General features: G+C 32.6%; 16 protein-coding genes. 6 read left to right on the top strand and 10 right to left on the bottom strand.

Translation table 11 applies throughout. The features are described from left to right. Positions 1 to 35: 35 nt before the first annotated feature. Genes HYY52_02660 through HYY52_02650 form a run of 3 tightly spaced genes read left to right on the top strand, consistent with a single transcriptional unit; the run spans position 36 to position 4,008 of the window. Entirely contained in the window at positions 36 to 521 is a 486-nt protein-coding gene (locus tag HYY52_02660; GenBank protein ID MBI2995592.1) for a hypothetical protein, read from the top strand. Between the two features lie 22 nt (positions 522 to 543). Continuing rightward, entirely contained in the window at positions 544 to 1,350 is an 807-nt protein-coding gene (locus tag HYY52_02655; GenBank protein ID MBI2995591.1) for a kinase/pyrophosphorylase, read from the top strand. Positions 1,351 to 1,353: 3 nt separating this feature from the next. Continuing rightward, complete coding sequence (locus HYY52_02650) at positions 1,354 to 4,008, top strand: pyruvate, phosphate dikinase (GenBank protein ID MBI2995590.1); 2,655 nt, start codon at positions 1,354 to 1,356, stop codon at positions 4,006 to 4,008. A 255-nt stretch (positions 4,009 to 4,263) separates the two neighbouring features. Here HYY52_02650 and HYY52_02645 read toward each other — a convergent pair whose 3' ends face one another. Beyond that, the gene (locus tag HYY52_02645; protein MBI2995589.1) at positions 4,264 to 4,479 is read right to left on the bottom strand and encodes a hypothetical protein; all 216 of its coding nucleotides are present in this window, start codon (positions 4,477 to 4,479) and stop codon (positions 4,264 to 4,266) included. A 163-nt stretch (positions 4,480 to 4,642) separates the two neighbouring features. Between HYY52_02645 and HYY52_02640 the strand changes: the two genes are divergently transcribed. Continuing rightward, entirely contained in the window at positions 4,643 to 6,241 is a 1,599-nt protein-coding gene (locus tag HYY52_02640; GenBank protein MBI2995588.1) for a hypothetical protein, read from the top strand. Here the strand turns inward: HYY52_02640 and HYY52_02635 are convergent. The 6 genes from HYY52_02635 to aroQ form a co-directional block, all read right to left on the bottom strand. Further along, on the bottom strand, positions 6,238 to 7,068 hold the full coding sequence (locus HYY52_02635) for a tetratricopeptide repeat protein (GenBank protein ID MBI2995587.1): 831 nt from the start codon (positions 7,066 to 7,068) through the stop codon (positions 6,238 to 6,240). The genes HYY52_02640 and HYY52_02635 overlap by 4 nt on opposite strands. Positions 7,069 to 7,104: 36 nt before the next feature. Next, on the bottom strand, positions 7,105 to 9,111 hold the full coding sequence (locus HYY52_02630; GenBank protein ID MBI2995586.1) for a 4Fe-4S dicluster domain-containing protein: 2,007 nt from the start codon (positions 9,109 to 9,111) through the stop codon (positions 7,105 to 7,107). 77 nt (positions 9,112 to 9,188) lie between these two features. Continuing rightward, positions 9,189 to 9,785 carry a hypothetical protein gene (locus HYY52_02625; GenBank protein MBI2995585.1) on the bottom strand — a complete coding sequence of 199 codons (597 nt, stop codon included), beginning with the start codon at positions 9,783 to 9,785 and terminating at the stop codon, positions 9,189 to 9,191. Continuing rightward, the gene (locus tag HYY52_02620) at positions 9,782 to 10,576 is read right to left on the bottom strand and encodes a nucleotidyl transferase AbiEii/AbiGii toxin family protein (protein ID MBI2995584.1); all 795 of its coding nucleotides are present in this window, start codon (positions 10,574 to 10,576) and stop codon (positions 9,782 to 9,784) included. The genes HYY52_02625 and HYY52_02620 overlap by 4 nt, the downstream gene beginning before the upstream one ends. Positions 10,577 to 10,631: 55 nt before the next feature. Then, positions 10,632 to 10,826: a hypothetical protein gene (locus HYY52_02615; protein ID MBI2995583.1), complete on the bottom strand. Its 195-nt coding sequence runs from the start codon at positions 10,824 to 10,826 to the stop codon at positions 10,632 to 10,634. Beyond that, a complete protein-coding gene (gene aroQ, locus HYY52_02610; protein MBI2995582.1) occupies positions 10,819 to 11,274 on the bottom strand; it encodes a type II 3-dehydroquinate dehydratase in 456 nt (151 codons plus the stop codon). Before aroQ ends, HYY52_02615 begins: the two co-directional genes overlap by 8 nt. Before the next feature lie 58 nt (positions 11,275 to 11,332). Here aroQ and kdsB point away from each other — a divergent pair, with 58 nt between their 5' ends. Both kdsB and HYY52_02600 read left to right on the top strand, forming a co-directional pair. Beyond that, entirely contained in the window at positions 11,333 to 12,103 is a 771-nt protein-coding gene (gene kdsB / locus HYY52_02605) for a 3-deoxy-manno-octulosonate cytidylyltransferase (GenBank protein ID MBI2995581.1), read from the top strand. Position 12,104: 1 nt separating this feature from the next. Then, complete coding sequence (locus HYY52_02600; GenBank protein MBI2995580.1) at positions 12,105 to 12,317, top strand: hypothetical protein; 213 nt, start codon at positions 12,105 to 12,107, stop codon at positions 12,315 to 12,317. On the opposite strand, the gene HYY52_02595 is transcribed toward HYY52_02600, so the two are convergent. The 3 genes from HYY52_02595 to HYY52_02585 are packed head-to-tail and all read right to left on the bottom strand — an operon-like array spanning position 12,314 to position 15,331. Beyond that, a complete protein-coding gene (locus tag HYY52_02595) occupies positions 12,314 to 13,681 on the bottom strand; it encodes a hypothetical protein (protein MBI2995579.1) in 1,368 nt (455 codons plus the stop codon). The two genes, HYY52_02600 and HYY52_02595, sit on opposite strands and share 4 nt — an antisense overlap. 1 nt (position 13,682) lies before the next feature. Further along, on the bottom strand, positions 13,683 to 14,864 hold the full coding sequence (locus HYY52_02590; GenBank protein MBI2995578.1) for a S1 RNA-binding domain-containing protein: 1,182 nt from the start codon (positions 14,862 to 14,864) through the stop codon (positions 13,683 to 13,685). Positions 14,865 to 14,902: 38 nt separating this feature from the next. Continuing rightward, positions 14,903 to 15,331 carry a hypothetical protein gene (locus HYY52_02585; protein MBI2995577.1) on the bottom strand — a complete coding sequence of 143 codons (429 nt, stop codon included), beginning with the start codon at positions 15,329 to 15,331 and terminating at the stop codon, positions 14,903 to 14,905. Positions 15,332 to 15,372 lie beyond the last annotated feature (41 nt).

The following is a 15,372-nucleotide window of genomic DNA, read 5'->3' as shown; positions in this document are numbered from 1 at the left end:
CAGTAAGGGCTGTAAAAAGACAGAATGAGGAATTTATGAAGATTAATACACAAGAAGAAATATCATTCACCAACTCATATGCAGGTGTATATCTAAACAAAAAAGAAGGTGCTGTTGCCATAGAATTTAAATCCCCTGAAATAGTTCTATACCTAAATACATCTTTATATCAATCCATGGCCTGGCTTTTCCTTAATGCAAGCGAGTGTACAGAAATAATGGGCTTTGTTAACTGGGCAGTTGATCCTAAGTCAGCTAGTAGAAATTCATTAATTGAAGTACATGGGCCTGAACATGCTGCTTGTTTAGTTTGCTCACCAAATCATGAAAGGATTCAGTTAAATCTAGAAATTGGTATTTCTGTTGATTTAAAGTTTAGCGACTTTAAGGGTTTAATTGAGCTGGTTAAAGAAGCACAAGGTGACCTAGAGTGGAGACGTCAATTATTAACCTGGTCAATCAACAAAGATAAAGACATAGATCAGCACAATAACGATAAAAAAGATAAAAAAGCTATATAAGAAATTGATATAATTATCCTTGATGTTTACAATCTATACGTTATCAGATAGCAGTGGTGAAACTGCAGAGCTAGTTGCTAAATCTGCACTTAGCCAATTTGAATCTATTCAAGCAAAAATACAAAGGCTTCCGAAAGTAAGATCAACTGAAGAGGTAAAAAAACTTTTTTTAGGTGAAATAAAATCACCAGCAATTATTATTTACACACTAGTCCTTCCTGAAGCTAAAGAAGCGTTAATGGAAGAAGCAAAAAAATATTCAATCCCTACTTATGATGTTCTTGGTGATATTGTAACTAAACTAGAAAATATATGTCATGCGCCTCCTTTACGAGAGCCAGGCCTTAGATTAAAAGTTGATGAATCCTACTTTAACAGAATGGATGCAATCCACTATGCAATTAAATATGACGATGGTCAAAATATAAGCAATATAGAAAGTGCAGATGTAATATTATTAGGTGTTTCAAGGACAGGTAAAACTCCAAGTTGTATGTACTTAGCACAACACTATGGCCTAAAAGCAGCAAATATTCCAATAGTTTTAGGTACCGAGCCACAAGAAAAATTATTTAAAATCAACAGCGGAAAGATTATAGGATTAATTTGTGACCCACTAGTTCTTCAGTCTTTTAGAAGTTCACGGGCAAATTCACTTCAAATGGACTACAGTGCAGATTATTGCGACCTTGATCATATTTCACATGAAGTAGAGTTTTCAAAAAAGGTCTTTAGAGAATTAAAATGTGAGACAATTGACATGACAAACAGGGCAGTTGAAGAAACTGCTATTGAGATAATGTCTAAGTTGCAGCTACTAAAAAGATAACCTGTGCAGAATAATTTTCACAAAGTTTATTTATTTCAGGAAGCATACAAAGCTTTTAACAGCAATGACTCACAAATGCGTGAGTATTTAGGAGGTAAAGGTACAGGACTTGTTCAAATGACTCATGCAGGTTTTCCTGTCCCGCCAGGTTTAATCATTACAACAAAAGCTTGTAATGAATATGCAAAAAACCAGTTCCAACTTCCTTCTGGACTTCTTGAGCAAGTATTTGAAAAGCTGACAACAATTGAAAAAGAAACTAATAAAAAGTTAGGAGACAAAACAAAACCACTTTTAGTATCTGTTAGATCTGGTGCAAAGTTTTCAATGCCAGGGATGATGGATACAGTTTTAAATCTTGGCTTAAATGATGAAACTGTTCTTGCTCTTTCTAAAGCTACTTCTAATGAATCTTTTGCACTTGACTGTTACAGAAGATTTATCCAGATGTTTGGAAATGTAGTTCTGGGTATACAAAAAGGAATTTTTGAAGCCATTTTAGAGGAATCAAACACTAATGGCCCCGCCAAAATAATTGCTAAGTTTAAAGAAACTATAAAAGAAAAAACAAAAAAAGAATTTCCACAAGATGTAAAAAACCAGCTAGAACTTGCAATTGAAGCTGTTTTTAAATCATGGAATAATCCACGTGCAAAGTATTACAGAAAATTAAATAAAATCCAGGACGATCTTGGAACTGCTGTAAACATACAAACAATGGTATTTGGAAATATGGGAAATGGTTCTGCAACAGGTGTTGCTTTTACAAGAAATCCATCTACAGGAGAAGATGAGGTTTATGGTGAATACCTTATAAATGCTCAAGGAGAAGATGTAGTAGCAGGAATAAGAACACCAAAAAAAATCACTGAAATGAAAAAAGAATTGCCTGAAGCTTATAAGCAGCTTTTAGAATGTATTAAAAAGCTAGAACTATTTTATAAGGACATGCAGGATACTGAGTTTACCATTGAACAAAACAAGCTTTGGCTATTACAAACAAGAGCAGCAAAAAGAACTGCACAAGCTGCAGTAAAAGCTGCTGTAGACATGACAAACACTAAGATCATTTCAAAAGAAGATGCTATAAGAAGAATTGATCCTTTATCCTTAAACCAATTTCTCTTAAAAAGTTTCGACCCCCAGTCAAAAAAGCAAGCTGAGGATGAAAATAAACTACTTGCAATTGGACTAAATGCTTCTCCTGGTGCAGCTTGTGGAAAAATTATTTTTAGTCCGGATGAATCAGAAATACTTTCTCAAAACGGGGAAAAGATAATTCTTGTAAGAGTTGAAACTTGCCCAGATGATATTCATGGAATAGTTCCTGCTGTTGGGGTATTAACTTCAAGAGGTGGGATGACAAGTCATGCTGCAGTAGTTGCACGAGGGATGGGAAAACCATGTGTAGTAGGATGTGAAACTTTAAAGATTGATTTAAATAAAGAAACAGCCTCAGTTAATGGAAGAACATTAAAAAAAGGAGAGCTAATTTCTATAGATGGTTCAAGTGGCCAAGTTTTTCTTGGAGAAATAAAAACAAAAGAACCAAAAATAAGTAATGAACTTAAGATTTTACTTTCTTGGACAGATGAGTTTAAACAGTTAGGTATAAGAGCAAATGCTGATACACCAATTGATGCAAAAGTCGCAATTGAATTTGGAGCAAAAGGAATAGGCCTTTGTAGAACAGAACATATGTTCATGCAACAAGATAGACTCCCTTGGATCCAAAAGATGATTATGGCAACTAGTCAAGTTGAAAGAGAAGAAGCATTAACAAATTTACTTCCTTTTCAAAAACAAGACTTTAAAGAAATATTTAAAGTTATGTCTGGCTTACCAGTAACAATAAGACTTCTTGATCCTCCACTACATGAATTCTTGCCAAAGTTTGATGAGTTAGCTATTAAGGTTAGCGAGCTTAAATACAAAAGCCTAGACTCAACAAAAGAAGAAAAACTTTTACATAGAGTTAAAGCTTTACATGAAGCAAATCCAATGATGGGTTTACGTGGTTGCAGGCTTGGGATTTCTTATCCAGAAATAAATAAAATGCAAGTACAAGCAATTTTTGAAGCTGCATGTGAATTAGAACTAGCTGGTACAAAAACTAATGTAGAAATAATGATTCCATTAATCTGTGAAACAAAAGAGCTTAAGCTTGTTAAAGATATGTTAGAAAAAGTTGCAAAAGAAACAATGGAAAAGTATAAAATTAACATTGATTATAAATTTGGCACAATGATTGAAGTACCTCGTGCTGCACTTACAGCTTATGAAATTGCAGAACATGCAGAGTTTTTTAGTTTTGGTACAAACGATCTAACTCAAATGACTTTTGCTTTTAGCAGAGATGATGCTGAAGCAACATTTTTATCAAAATATTTAGATGAAAAAATACTAACTGAAAATCCATTTGAAGTTTTAGATGAGTCAGGAGTTGGAAAACTTATGAAAATTGCTGTCCAAGAAGGCAAGAAAAGAAGGCCAGAATTAAAAATAGGAATCTGCGGCGAGCATGGAGGAGAACCTAAATCAATTTCATATGCACATAAAATCGGTCTTGATTATGTAAGTTGTTCCCCATTTCGTGTACCAATTGCAAGGTTAGCTGCTGCTCAAGCTTGTTTAAAAGTAAAAGAAAGAGATGTTTAATTCGCGAAATTACGATTTAATTTACCTCTTTCCCGTGAACCTTAAAAAAAATTTTAGAAATCAATAATTAAGAAAGTAATACTTTACCTTACCCTTTTTAAGATTGAAAAAATTTATTTGTAAGAATTAAGCCAAAATAAAACAGAAATTATTAAAGGAACATAACCAAATCAGAGATTTTTCCTGATTCACAAAAAAATTACTTTGTGGTATTAATATCAGTACTACTTAAAAACTTTTGAAAGGAGGTGGTTTTCATTCAGGGACATCGCGGTTATATATGCTGTCTGGTAGTTTGGGTCTAGCTAGACGACGTTTCATACGTGCTTCTATTACCGGGTCATCTTCAGAAGCCTTTGGAGCCCTGTCTAATTCTTCACGAAGCTTATCAGCCTTTGCTTGTGCCTCAGGAGTACTAAGTATTACAAAACATGCCCCTGTTTTTGGTATGTTTACTATTTCTACTGGCATGTTCCTTGCTCCTACCTCATAAAATGCCTTAACTATAACTCCATCCTTAATTGCAATACAGTAAAAGTCTCTGATTTGTTTAAAAAAGTTTATACAAGTTCAAAAATCTTAAAAATGTTCTATGGATAATAACTCGGTTAAAAGGAAAAATCACAAATAAATCATGATTGCATCAACACCACCAGTAAATCAAAAACACGATTATTATCCGCCTGTCTTTATAAGTCCAGTTATTAAAAGGGATAAAAAGAAATTAGAAAAGTTTTTAAAAGAAGAACTTAAAAACTTTTCATCAAGAGCAATATATAACGAAGACAAATTAATTTCTCTTTCTGATGTTTTTCCTGAACATTACAGAAATAATGATGGATTTTTAGAGGAAGCTGCTAAAGATATTTGTGTTCATCGAGATAAAGATGCTCGAATATTTCATGCAAAGCAATTAATTCAAAAAGGACTTGATGTAGGAGTTGAGCTTAATAAAAAAGAAGCTCTTTATGTTATAGACAAGGCATGTGAAAAAGTAGAAAAAACCATTGACTGGGCACACGCAAATAAAATATATGGAAATGAATCTGCTACTTATGCTATTGAAGCTTCTATCCTTAGTGGAGTGATTTCTGCCTTTGAACAGTTGGATTATTTTCCTCCTTCACTCATGATTGGTTTAAAAGCACTTCATGGTTACACCCAAGGCATGAGAGGAAAAAAGTTATATGGTCACATTTATGGAAGAGCTGACGATGATAAAGGTGTTTCTGTTTTTCAAAGAGATAATTATGAAAATGTTGCTGGGACTTGGGCTGAACTTTCTTGTACTTTTGAAACTAATATTAAACCTTATGTTTTACCTTTTCTCTCCTTCCTTGACTCAGATAAAATAGAAACAGCAACTTCTCTCCTTACTTTACCTACTAACTCCCTTTGGAGTTTAAGGTATCTTGCTCTTAGTGACCAAAGGCTTGGTAATTATTTATTTAAGTATGCTAAAAATATTCTTCCTGCAGTATTAGGGAAAGAAGAGAGTAAAGAAGCTATAGAAGAAATAATAAAATCAGAAGTTTTGTCAATAAATCATTTAAAAGGAAGAGTAAAAGGATTACTTAGATTAAAAGAAGGAGAAAAAGCATCAAGTAAGTTAGGCAAATTATTTCTTGGATTATTTTCAAGAGATATAAAGGTATTAGAAAACTCAGCAAGAATATTAAATGAAACAATTGCACCATTTATTGGAATTGCAGGATTTAGTTTTTTAGCAATTTTTATGCCATTAAGAGGAGTGACAGCATTTACCAAAGATGAATATGTAAGTGATTCATTAAAAAGAAAAATAAATTCACTTGCCCGTATAAGAGGATCATTTCAAAATGTTTTATACTCTCTTAGATTTAGTACAAAAGAATACGCTAGGAGTGTACAACTTAAAGACTATATAAGCAAACTAGATGAAGATGATCCAACTAAAAAAGAATTAGAGCCATTAGTAAATAACTTTTCTAATTTATCAAAAATAGGTTTAATTGGAAATGCAATAAATATATTTATGCCAGCTATAGAATTAATAGATGACAGCAGTCCATTAAAAAAAATACTAAAATCAGTTTTAAGTGAAACAGGATATGGTATTAGTCAATGGTTTTTCCCGAAAAGAAGAGAACTTAGAGGAAAATTATTTGAAGCAGCTAATTTAGATCTATATGAACCACCTGAAGAACCACCACCATCACCACCAAAATTAAAAATATATAGAGGTGATGTTTAGTTCTTTGCTACAGCTAACTTTTTTGTAACTTCAGATAAATTATTTCTAACTACAGCTAAGTCAGGATTTGTTTTACCAAGCAACTTTTCTAAAAGTACTAAAGCTTGTTTAAAAAGTAATTCTGACTCTTTATACTTTCCTCCTAAGTAATAAACTGCGGCTAAATCATTTAAGGATTTTGCATAAAGAGGATCTTGTTTCCCTTTTGCTTTTTCTGTAATTGTAACTAGCTCTTTAAAAAGTGGTTCTGCTTCTTTGTACTTCCCTTGAGCTTTATATAATTCAGCTAAGTTACTAACTGGAGTATATAAATTCTCATCACCAGCTTTAACTTTTTTCTGAATTATACCTAGAGATTCTTTATATAACGGTTCTGCCTCTTTATATTTTTTCTGAGTAAAATACAAGGTTGCAAGGTTGTTTAAAGAAATAGCATAATCTGGGTGCTCTTTTCCTAAAGTTTCTTCCCTAACCATTAATACTTTTTTGTAATTTTTTTCTGCATCATTAAACTTCCCTTGGAGTCTATATAGCTCAGCCAAGTTATTTAATGCTGTTGCTGTTCTTGGATCACTTGGACCAAATTCTTTCTCTGAGAAGGTAAATGCTTTTTTTGCCTCGCCTGATGCCCTAAAAAATTGTTTTTCATTATAAAGCTCAACTACTTTTTCATTTAACTTCTTCCACTTTGTTTCTTTATCAGCAATATCACTAGCTGAAATTGCTTGATTACATGCACATTGCATTAAGCTTCCTTTTCTTAAACAACCTGACAAACTAATTAATAAAAATATTGAAACTATTAGTAATAACTTTAAGTTATTCATTTTTTTCTCCTAGAATAAGATAGCATACTACTGACCTCAGAGCTCCGCGCTCTGAGCTATCAGCTCACTTATATCCTGTACCACAAGCGGCTCTCCACTTTTATCTAGCGTTCCTGCAGTCTCTAACATAATAGTACAAAATGGGCATGCACTTGCACAGGTTTTTGCACCAGAGTTTTTTATTTCATTTAACCGCATAACATTGATTTGTTTCCCAAGGGCCTCATACCAAAGCCCTGCACCTCCACCACCACAACATGTTCCTTGCTCACGTGAGTTTTTCATTTCAATATATTTTATACCTGGAATCTTATTTAAAATATTTCTTGGCGCGTCATATTGGCTATTGTGACGACCTAAATAACAAGAGTCATGATAAGTAAGTTCTTGGTTAATTTCTTTTGTCATTGTAAGTTTGCCTTCTTGAATCAAGCTCCATAAAAACTCAGTATGATGTAAAACTTCTACATCCTTTAAACCAAACTTTGGATATTCATTTTTAAAAGTATTAAAACAATGTGGACAATGAGTAACTATTTTTTTGACATTTATACTTTTAAATGTTTCAATATTTCCAATTGCAAGCTCTTGAAAAAGCCCTTCATCGCCAGCACGTCTAGCGGTGTCTCCAGTACATTTTTCTTTCTTTCCTAAGATTGCAAACTTTACATTTGCTTTTTTAAAAAGTTTAACCATTGTTTTTGCAATATTTTGATTTCTACTATCATATGCACCTGCGCAACCCACCCAATACAAATATTCAAAGCTAGGTGTATTTTCTACTTTTGGCACATCTAATCCTTCTGTCCACTTTTCACGATCTTCTACTGGCTGTCCCCAAGGATTAGATCTTGAACGGATATTTTTTAATGTATTAAGTAAATTATTAGGGGCTTTGTTTTCAGTAATTAATGTTCTTCTCATCTCAACAATTTTTGTAAGCTGATTTATTCCAACTGGACATACTTCAACACATGCATTACAAGTAGTGCATGACCAAAGGGTTTCTGGAGTAACTAAACCTGGAAGAGTAGAGCTAGAATTCCCTTTAAACTTATGCGAAAACAAAGGTCTTTTATACATAGCTTGCCTTAGATCTAGAATTACCCACTTTGGTGAAAGTGGTTTTTCTGAGTTTGTTGCAGGACAAATTTCATGACACTTACCACAAGCAGTACAAGCATCCAAGTCCATTAGATCCTTCCAGCTAAAATCCTCAAGCTTTGATACTCCTTGTGCAAAATCTTCAGGAGGGTTGTCCATTGCCATAAGTTCAACTAAATTAAAAGGAGTACTTAAAGCACCACTTGATTTTAAATCACTAAAAAATAAATTTACTGGGCTAACAAAAATATGAGCAAACTTTGTATATGGAATAAGTGCTATAAAAGAAAATGTTTGTAAAGAATGCAGCCACCATAAAATAAGATGCAGGTTTTTTTGTGCCTCATAAGATAATCCTTGAAACAAAGTTCCAATCATCATTCCAACAGATGTATATGTTTCAATTTGATTTGTAGCTGATTGTCTAAGTCCTTCAATTAAAAAACCAACAATTATAAATAAAGCAAGGTAAACAAGCTGTAACCAATCATTTTGATAATTATCTAATCTTTCGGGTTTTTGAATGTATCTAATATATGCAAAAAATAAAATCCCAAGAAGCATGAAAACACCAGATAAATCCATAAGAAGTGAATAAACTTTATAAAATGTCCCTTCAAAAAAATAAATTGGCAAGTGCTCTTGAACGGTTAAAATATCAGTGCCTATCCAGAGAACAAAAAAACCATAAAAAACAAGTACATGCGCAAAAATTACCGGGCCTCTCCAGCCTTTATAGAGAAAACTACTACAAAACATTTTTATAAACCGTTTAGGCAGATTGTTAAAGTTACTTACTGGTCTTCCACGTGACCAGTTTTTAATTTTTAAATAAAAACCATAAATAAAAAATAAAACTGAAATTAAAAATAAGCTATAAAAGATTTCTTTGTAGTGTGGGAAGTCATGAATATTCCACCAGAGGCCTCGTGTTTCCATAACATGGCTATTTTAGCAGTGGTAAGTGATAAGTGGTAAGAATAAATATCAGGACTTGTATTAGCTTTAATCTGAAGTTAAGTTTGATTTTTAAAATACTCTTCAATAGCACTTTTAGTAATTTTGCTCTTAATTGTTTCTTTAAGTAATTTTTTAAAATACTTCACATCTACTTCTTCTAAATCTATTTCAGGGAGTAAAGAAAACCTTTTCCCTTTACAAGTAGAAATGTATAAAGCGTCAAGAAGTGCTTTCTCAGCATTAGCAATTAAATAATTAGATTTACTATGACTCCATTCAATGCCTTTATTCATCATGAGTGGTGTTAAATGAAAAAACTCAAAATGGCCTATAGGACTTATTAATTTTCTTGTATGTCCAGTAGTTGCTACCTGGAATTTTGCTGGTATTTGGGAAATAACACCATGGTAATGTAGTGCGGTTAAAAATGAAACATACCCTTGTTCCCTGCCAAGTAAGTAAGGTACTGCTCCTAGCGGGTTGTAATAAGGATGATTAATATTAGCCCAGACGCCACGCGTAACTTTTTCTATTACGTGTTTAGCATAAAGTCTATGGAGTTGTTTTGATGCAGCTGATATTTCTAAATCATTACAGCAAGCATAATTACTAGTAGTAAAAAAGATCTCTTGATTTAAAAATTTAAGATTCATATTGTAAGTAATCCTGCTACTTTATTTTGCATTTCAGTCCAATTTTCATAAGAAGAATATTTTGCATATTCTGCTGCATCTAAAAATTCTAAAACTTGTTCTTTAAACTCTTTGTAATTAAGTGATAGGACTGCTTCTTTTGCTTTAAGAACTAAATTAGGATCTAATTTATTTACATCTAGCTCTTTAGCATGACCACCAAGAGTTAGAATAAAGACATCAAAAACATCTCTGCTTTGGGTTTGTGACCTTCCATATAATGCTTCGATTTTTTGTATTATTGCAGTTTTGCCAGTGTAGTGCTGACATAAAAAAGAAAGGCGATTGTACTTGTTTGAGATTTCAGTATTTATCCTGTCAAACTTATATGTGTACAAATCATGTGTTTTTTTTCTTCTTGAAAATTCAATCTTCGTTGGCAGTGATTCTCCTGAACTTGTTATGATTTTTAGCTTAAATCTTTGAGTGGTTTCTGTGTGTTTAGCTTTAGCTGGATCATTAATAATTAAACCTTCTATTCCAAATGTTTGCAATCTTCTTCTAAAGCTATTTTCATTTAATATTTTATAACCATTTTTTTTTAAAGTAGAAACACTGCTAGCTAAGACATCAATATCCATATCTTCTGAATAACGAGGGTTATTAAAGAAAAATCTTAGATTTACCCCACCTTTAAGAATGTAAATTTTTGGATCAGAAATTAAAAGCAAATGTTCTAAAAAACAAAAATGAAAAACTTCTCTAAAAAAAATATTTCTCTTCATAGATCTAATAAGTATTTGAATTGCCATTTTTGTCAATTCAAATACTTATTAGAATTATACCCAAATTTAAAAAACTATGTTACTATTTCCCCTTAAACACTTCACACTTTGCAACAGCTCTATCATCTTCAAAAACAACATCTGGCCTTAAATTAAAAATACATCTTACTCCAGGTTCATATGGTTTTTGTGGTGCAAAGAACTCACACTTACTACAAAGATCATAACGTACAGTAGTAGTAGCTTTCTTATGCCACGAATCTTCTGGATCAGACATTAATCTTTCCTACTAATGCCTTTAAGCCAAGCAAATAACTATCTTTCCCAAAGCCAGTAATCTGCCCAACACAAGCAGGAGCAGTAAGTGATTTTTGCCTGAACTCTTCTCTTGAATAAATATTTGAAAGATGCACTTCAACTGTTGGCAGTTTTGTAGCTAAAATTGCATCTCGAATTGCAACGCTTGTATGTGTGTAAGCTGCTGGGTTTATAAGGGTTCCACTTGTGCCATTCTTAGATGCACTTTGAATAAAGTTTACAAGTTCTCCTTCTATATTTGATTGTTTTATTTCAAGAGAAACTTTTAATTCTTTAGCAAGATCTTTTAACTCATTATTTATTTTTTCTAAACTAACTTTGCCATAAATACTTTTTTCCCTTTTACCAAGCATATTTAGGTTAGGACCATGGAGGATAAGAATCTTTTTTTTCTTTTTACTGGACATACAAACATTATAAAAGAAATGTCATGTGTATGAGTAAGTTTAAGCTATAATCTTCTACATGACAACAGCCATTATTATTCCAGCACGTTTTGGAAGTACTCGTTTCCCTGGAAAGCCACTTGTAAAAATTGCAGGGAAACCAATGATTGAATGGGTAATAAATGCTGCATGTGGTTCAAAACTTGCAAATAAAATAATTGTTGCAACAGATGACAAAAGAATTGTTGATTTTGTTGACAAGCACTCAGCACTTAAGATAGACGTTTGTCTAACCTCTAAAGATCACAAATGCGGCACAGATAGAATTAGTGAAGTTGCAGAAAAATATCCAGAAATAAAATATGTGGTTAATTTACAAGGCGATGAACCACTAATGCCAAGTGAATATATAGATAAAGTTATAGAAGTTCTAACCTCAGGATTCGAAATGTCCACCCTTGTAACCCCGATTACAAATCTAGATGACTTAACTAATCCAAGTATTGTTAAAGTAGTCATGGACAAAAATAATTTTGCACTTTATTTTTCAAGATCACCAATTCCCTATAAAAACCTCGAAACCTCGAAACCTCGAAACCTCGAAACCAATTCCTATTTCCGCCACATTGGCATCTATGCTTACACAAGAGAAACATTACTTAAGTTTAGTAACTTACCTCCATCCAAACTCGAAGAGCTAGAGCAACTGGAACAACTCCGTGCTCTCGAAAATGGCATTAAGATTAAGCTTGAGGTAGTACCGAAATCTTATCCAGCAGTAGATAGACCAGAAGATATAAAAGCAATTGAGGATATTTTTATGCTATCTTATTCAAAGGGGGTAATTTAAAATGTCATCGATGCTAAAAAATGTTTCAAACGAAGAAAAACTAAAAGCAGTAAAAGATATTGTTGTAGCTTACATAAATAGTTCTGTAAGAAAAAAAGGTGATGATGCTGAACCTACAATGAAACTTGAGCAAGTATGTGAACTTATTAAAAAAGTATTCCAAACAATGGAAGAGATTCTACCTATTGTAGAAACTAAAGTAGGATTACACTAAGTGATCACCTCATTGGGCTGTATCTTAATAATTGTCTGACCATTTATTCCATTGATTTTGTAATTCTTAGGTTTATCATTATTTTGTTTAAGCAGTTCTGTCTTTAGCTTATTTACTCTCTTATAAAGCCTTAGGGAAATATCTTTTGCTGTACTTAACTCTTCTCTTAGATGATTTGCTTTTGTTTCTAATTCCGGGATTTCATCTGTTTTTCGTTGAAGCATTACAATTTTTTCATGTGATCTTTCAAGAGACTCAGTCTTGTCTTGCAGATCTTTCTCCAGGTTTGAAGAGTTACTTTGAAGTTCTTTAAGTCTGTCATTTAATACATTTAAATCATTTTCCAACTGGTTTTTTACTAGAATAATGTTTTCATAATCTGATTGTAGTTTTTGTATCAACAAAACTTTTTCGTTTTGGTTCTTACTTGTCTTATTATTCAAATCAATTACCTGATTAAGATTTGATATTACCTCGTCAACTTTTTTTATTACACCCTCACGATTCTTTACCTTACCCATGAATAACTTGCTTAAAAAGCCACCTTCATGGGATTTGTTTACAATGTCTTGTACCTCTTTTAGCTCCTCAACCACATTTTGAACTAATTTGTTTTGATCATGGAACTCACTTTGAATAGATAGATTTGTATCTGTCCCTTTTTTATGAGTATTATAAATTGACTGGTATAAGCTTACTAATTCTTTTAGTTTCTCTTCACTAACATTTTTAGGAAAGTATTTTTCAACAAATCTTTCACATAGTCTTTGCAAACTCTTCCCAACCTTTTCTGAGATAATAGGGAATTTCTCTTTTATAGAATTTTGGAGTAACACCGGCAATGCTTGTGCTGTATTTATCCCCTCTAATGAAGGGCCAGCTAGAATCATTCTTATAAGCCACTGAGCTTGAATGTTTATATCTAAATCAGTTTGAATTGCTTGTTCTTTTTCAAATCTTTTAAACTTAGCAAGATTTTTACCTTCAACCATAAGTAATGATTGCAAGTGTCTAATTAAATCTTTTGAGACTTTTGACTGCTTATTTTGTAACCTAATTTGATTAAACTCAACAATAGTAGTCTCTTTTTGTTTTGTTGGCAATAAAAATAAAATCTGAGATTCTAATGTCCAAAGATATTCCAGGATCTCTTTTAAAATATCTTCCTGTGTTGCCCTGTGCCAGTTTTTATTTGGCGAGATACTATAAATAACCTGAAGGATTTCCTCCTGTAGAATTTCTTTCCCTCTGCTTTTTAAGCTAAGAGCAAGTTCCTCAACTGCTAAAGTAGGTGACTCGCAAATTACTTTTAACACATTTTTTTGTGCATCTTTTGTAATGGGTTGTATTTCTTGTGTCAACAAACTATACTCCTGGCTCTTGTTCATCTTTCTTTTCTACTGTGATGCTGCTGCTTGCATCAGTGTTTACTACTTCTTCTATTATGTTACTTTGTTTTTCTTCAACACTAGCATCTTGCAGGCTTTGTTCTACTTCCTGACTCTCTAATTCTGTGGTGCTTTGACCCACATCTTTTAGTGAAAGCCCTATTTTCCTTTGTTCAGGATCAACTTTTATTAGTCTTGCAGTAATAAATGAGTTTACTTTAGGTCTTTGAACATTTTCTGGGATCTCAGAATTATGCAATAAAGCTTCAACACCAGGTTTAAGCTCAATAAATAATCCAAATGAAGCTTCACTTATAACTTTCCCGCTGGCCAGGGTATCAATTCCCAGCGTGCTCTCAACTTGTTCCCAAGGATCTCCTAAAATTTGTTTAATGCTTAATGCCACTCTTTTATTTTCTTTATCAATCCTAAAAATCCTTGCTTGAACTACTTGTCCAACTTTTACTACTTCTTTTGGATGACGAAATCTCCCCCAGCTGATTTCTGAAGCAGGGATTAAACCATCAAGTCCTCCAAGATCTATAAAAATCCCAAAGTCTGCAATTCGTAAAATCGGAGCTTCGATAATATCTCCTTCATTTAATTTTTTAATTGTTACTTCTGCTTTCTTTTGTCTGTCTAGCTCAATGGCTTTTCTGTGATTTAAAATAATTTTTCTTTCCTTGTAATCCAGCTCCTCAATTAAAACTTCTATTTCTTGGTTAACCCAGTTTTCCTGACTTATACCAGGAAGTCTTATGTATCTGCCTGGTAAAAATGCTCTTACTCCATCAATATATACTTCAGCTCCACCTTTTATTACTTTTGAGATGGTAATTTTAATTGGTTTGTTTTCATCTTTTAATTTTTGAAGATTTTCACAAACAGTTTTTTCTCTTAGTGCTTTTTGCGAAACTAAAAACTGATCGCTTTTATCCGGTCCAGAGATAACTAAAACCTTAAAAGGTTCACTTTGGTGAAGTTCAATTTCTGCACCATTAACAACATGGCTATTGGGTATAAAACCTTCCCACTCTTCATTAACATCAACAATATATCCTTCCTTTGTTTTTAAAAGCAACTTACAATTTACTTCAGTTTCTAAGAAAGGTTTATTTTGATACTTATTTTTTAGTTCTTCAAATGTTACTTGTGGCATTGTTCCCTTTTAAATTAGTCGTCTTATTAAATTATATTTTATTCTTTATTACTAAAAAATATTTTACTAGCATACACCAAAGCAATGCCTACTGCCAGATAGATTATTCCTAAAATTGGTCTATCAAAGCTGCTATGACGCAGCAAAGAACCTAAAATCATCATCATACTAATTAAAATAAAACCTTTTATACCTAATATTTTCACACAACCTGTGAACATGTCACTTTTATCAAATTGAATGACTTCAGATCTTTTATAATACTTAAGAGCTACTTTCCGAAGTAAAAATTCCCCCTTCAACAGCCCTATTGAAAGAGCAATTGCAAGAAATATAATAAATTTAGGCCCAAAGTTTAAATGTAACAACCACCTTACACCAGCAATTGACAATCCTAAACCTACAAGAAACCAAATTAACCCGACTAATATTAAGCTTGTTTTCTTTATATCTATTTCTTGATTCACTTTGTCAGCATCCTATAAAACACATCTACTTATTATCACGC

The sequence above is a fragment of the Candidatus Melainabacteria bacterium genome, from assembly GCA_016193285.1.
Classification (GTDB): domain Bacteria; phylum Cyanobacteriota; class Vampirovibrionia; order 2-02-FULL-35-15; family 2-02-FULL-35-15; genus JACPSL01.
Note: the sequence above shows the minus strand (reverse complement) of the source record. Positions and strands in the feature narration are given on the sequence as shown.

Excerpts from the sequence above, each read along its gene's own strand:
- HYY52_02635 (MBI2995587.1), bottom strand. The coding sequence starts at position 7,068 with ATGAATAACTTAAAGTTATTACTAATAGTTTCAATATTTTTATTAATT.
- HYY52_02625 (MBI2995585.1), bottom strand. The coding sequence starts at position 9,785 with ATGAATCTTAAATTTTTAAATCAAGAGATCTTTTTTACTACTAGTAAT.
- HYY52_02615 (MBI2995583.1), bottom strand. The coding sequence starts at position 10,826 with ATGTCTGATCCAGAAGATTCGTGGCATAAGAAAGCTACTACTACTGTA.
- HYY52_02630 (MBI2995586.1), bottom strand. The coding sequence starts at position 9,111 with ATGGAAACACGAGGCCTCTGGTGGAATATTCATGACTTCCCACACTAC.
- HYY52_02600 (MBI2995580.1), top strand. The coding sequence starts at position 12,105 with ATGTCATCGATGCTAAAAAATGTTTCAAACGAAGAAAAACTAAAAGCA.
- aroQ (MBI2995582.1), bottom strand. The coding sequence starts at position 11,274 with ATGTCCAGTAAAAAGAAAAAAAAGATTCTTATCCTCCATGGTCCTAAC.
- HYY52_02655 (MBI2995591.1), top strand. The coding sequence starts at position 544 with ATGTTTACAATCTATACGTTATCAGATAGCAGTGGTGAAACTGCAGAG.
- HYY52_02660 (MBI2995592.1), top strand. The coding sequence starts at position 36 with ATGAAGATTAATACACAAGAAGAAATATCATTCACCAACTCATATGCA.
- kdsB (MBI2995581.1), top strand. The coding sequence starts at position 11,333 with ATGACAACAGCCATTATTATTCCAGCACGTTTTGGAAGTACTCGTTTC.
- HYY52_02645 (MBI2995589.1), bottom strand. The coding sequence starts at position 4,479 with ATGCCAGTAGAAATAGTAAACATACCAAAAACAGGGGCATGTTTTGTA.
- HYY52_02590 (MBI2995578.1), bottom strand. The coding sequence starts at position 14,864 with ATGCCACAAGTAACATTTGAAGAACTAAAAAATAAGTATCAAAATAAA.
- HYY52_02620 (MBI2995584.1), bottom strand. The coding sequence starts at position 10,576 with ATGGCAATTCAAATACTTATTAGATCTATGAAGAGAAATATTTTTTTT.
- HYY52_02640 (MBI2995588.1), top strand. The coding sequence starts at position 4,643 with ATGATTGCATCAACACCACCAGTAAATCAAAAACACGATTATTATCCG.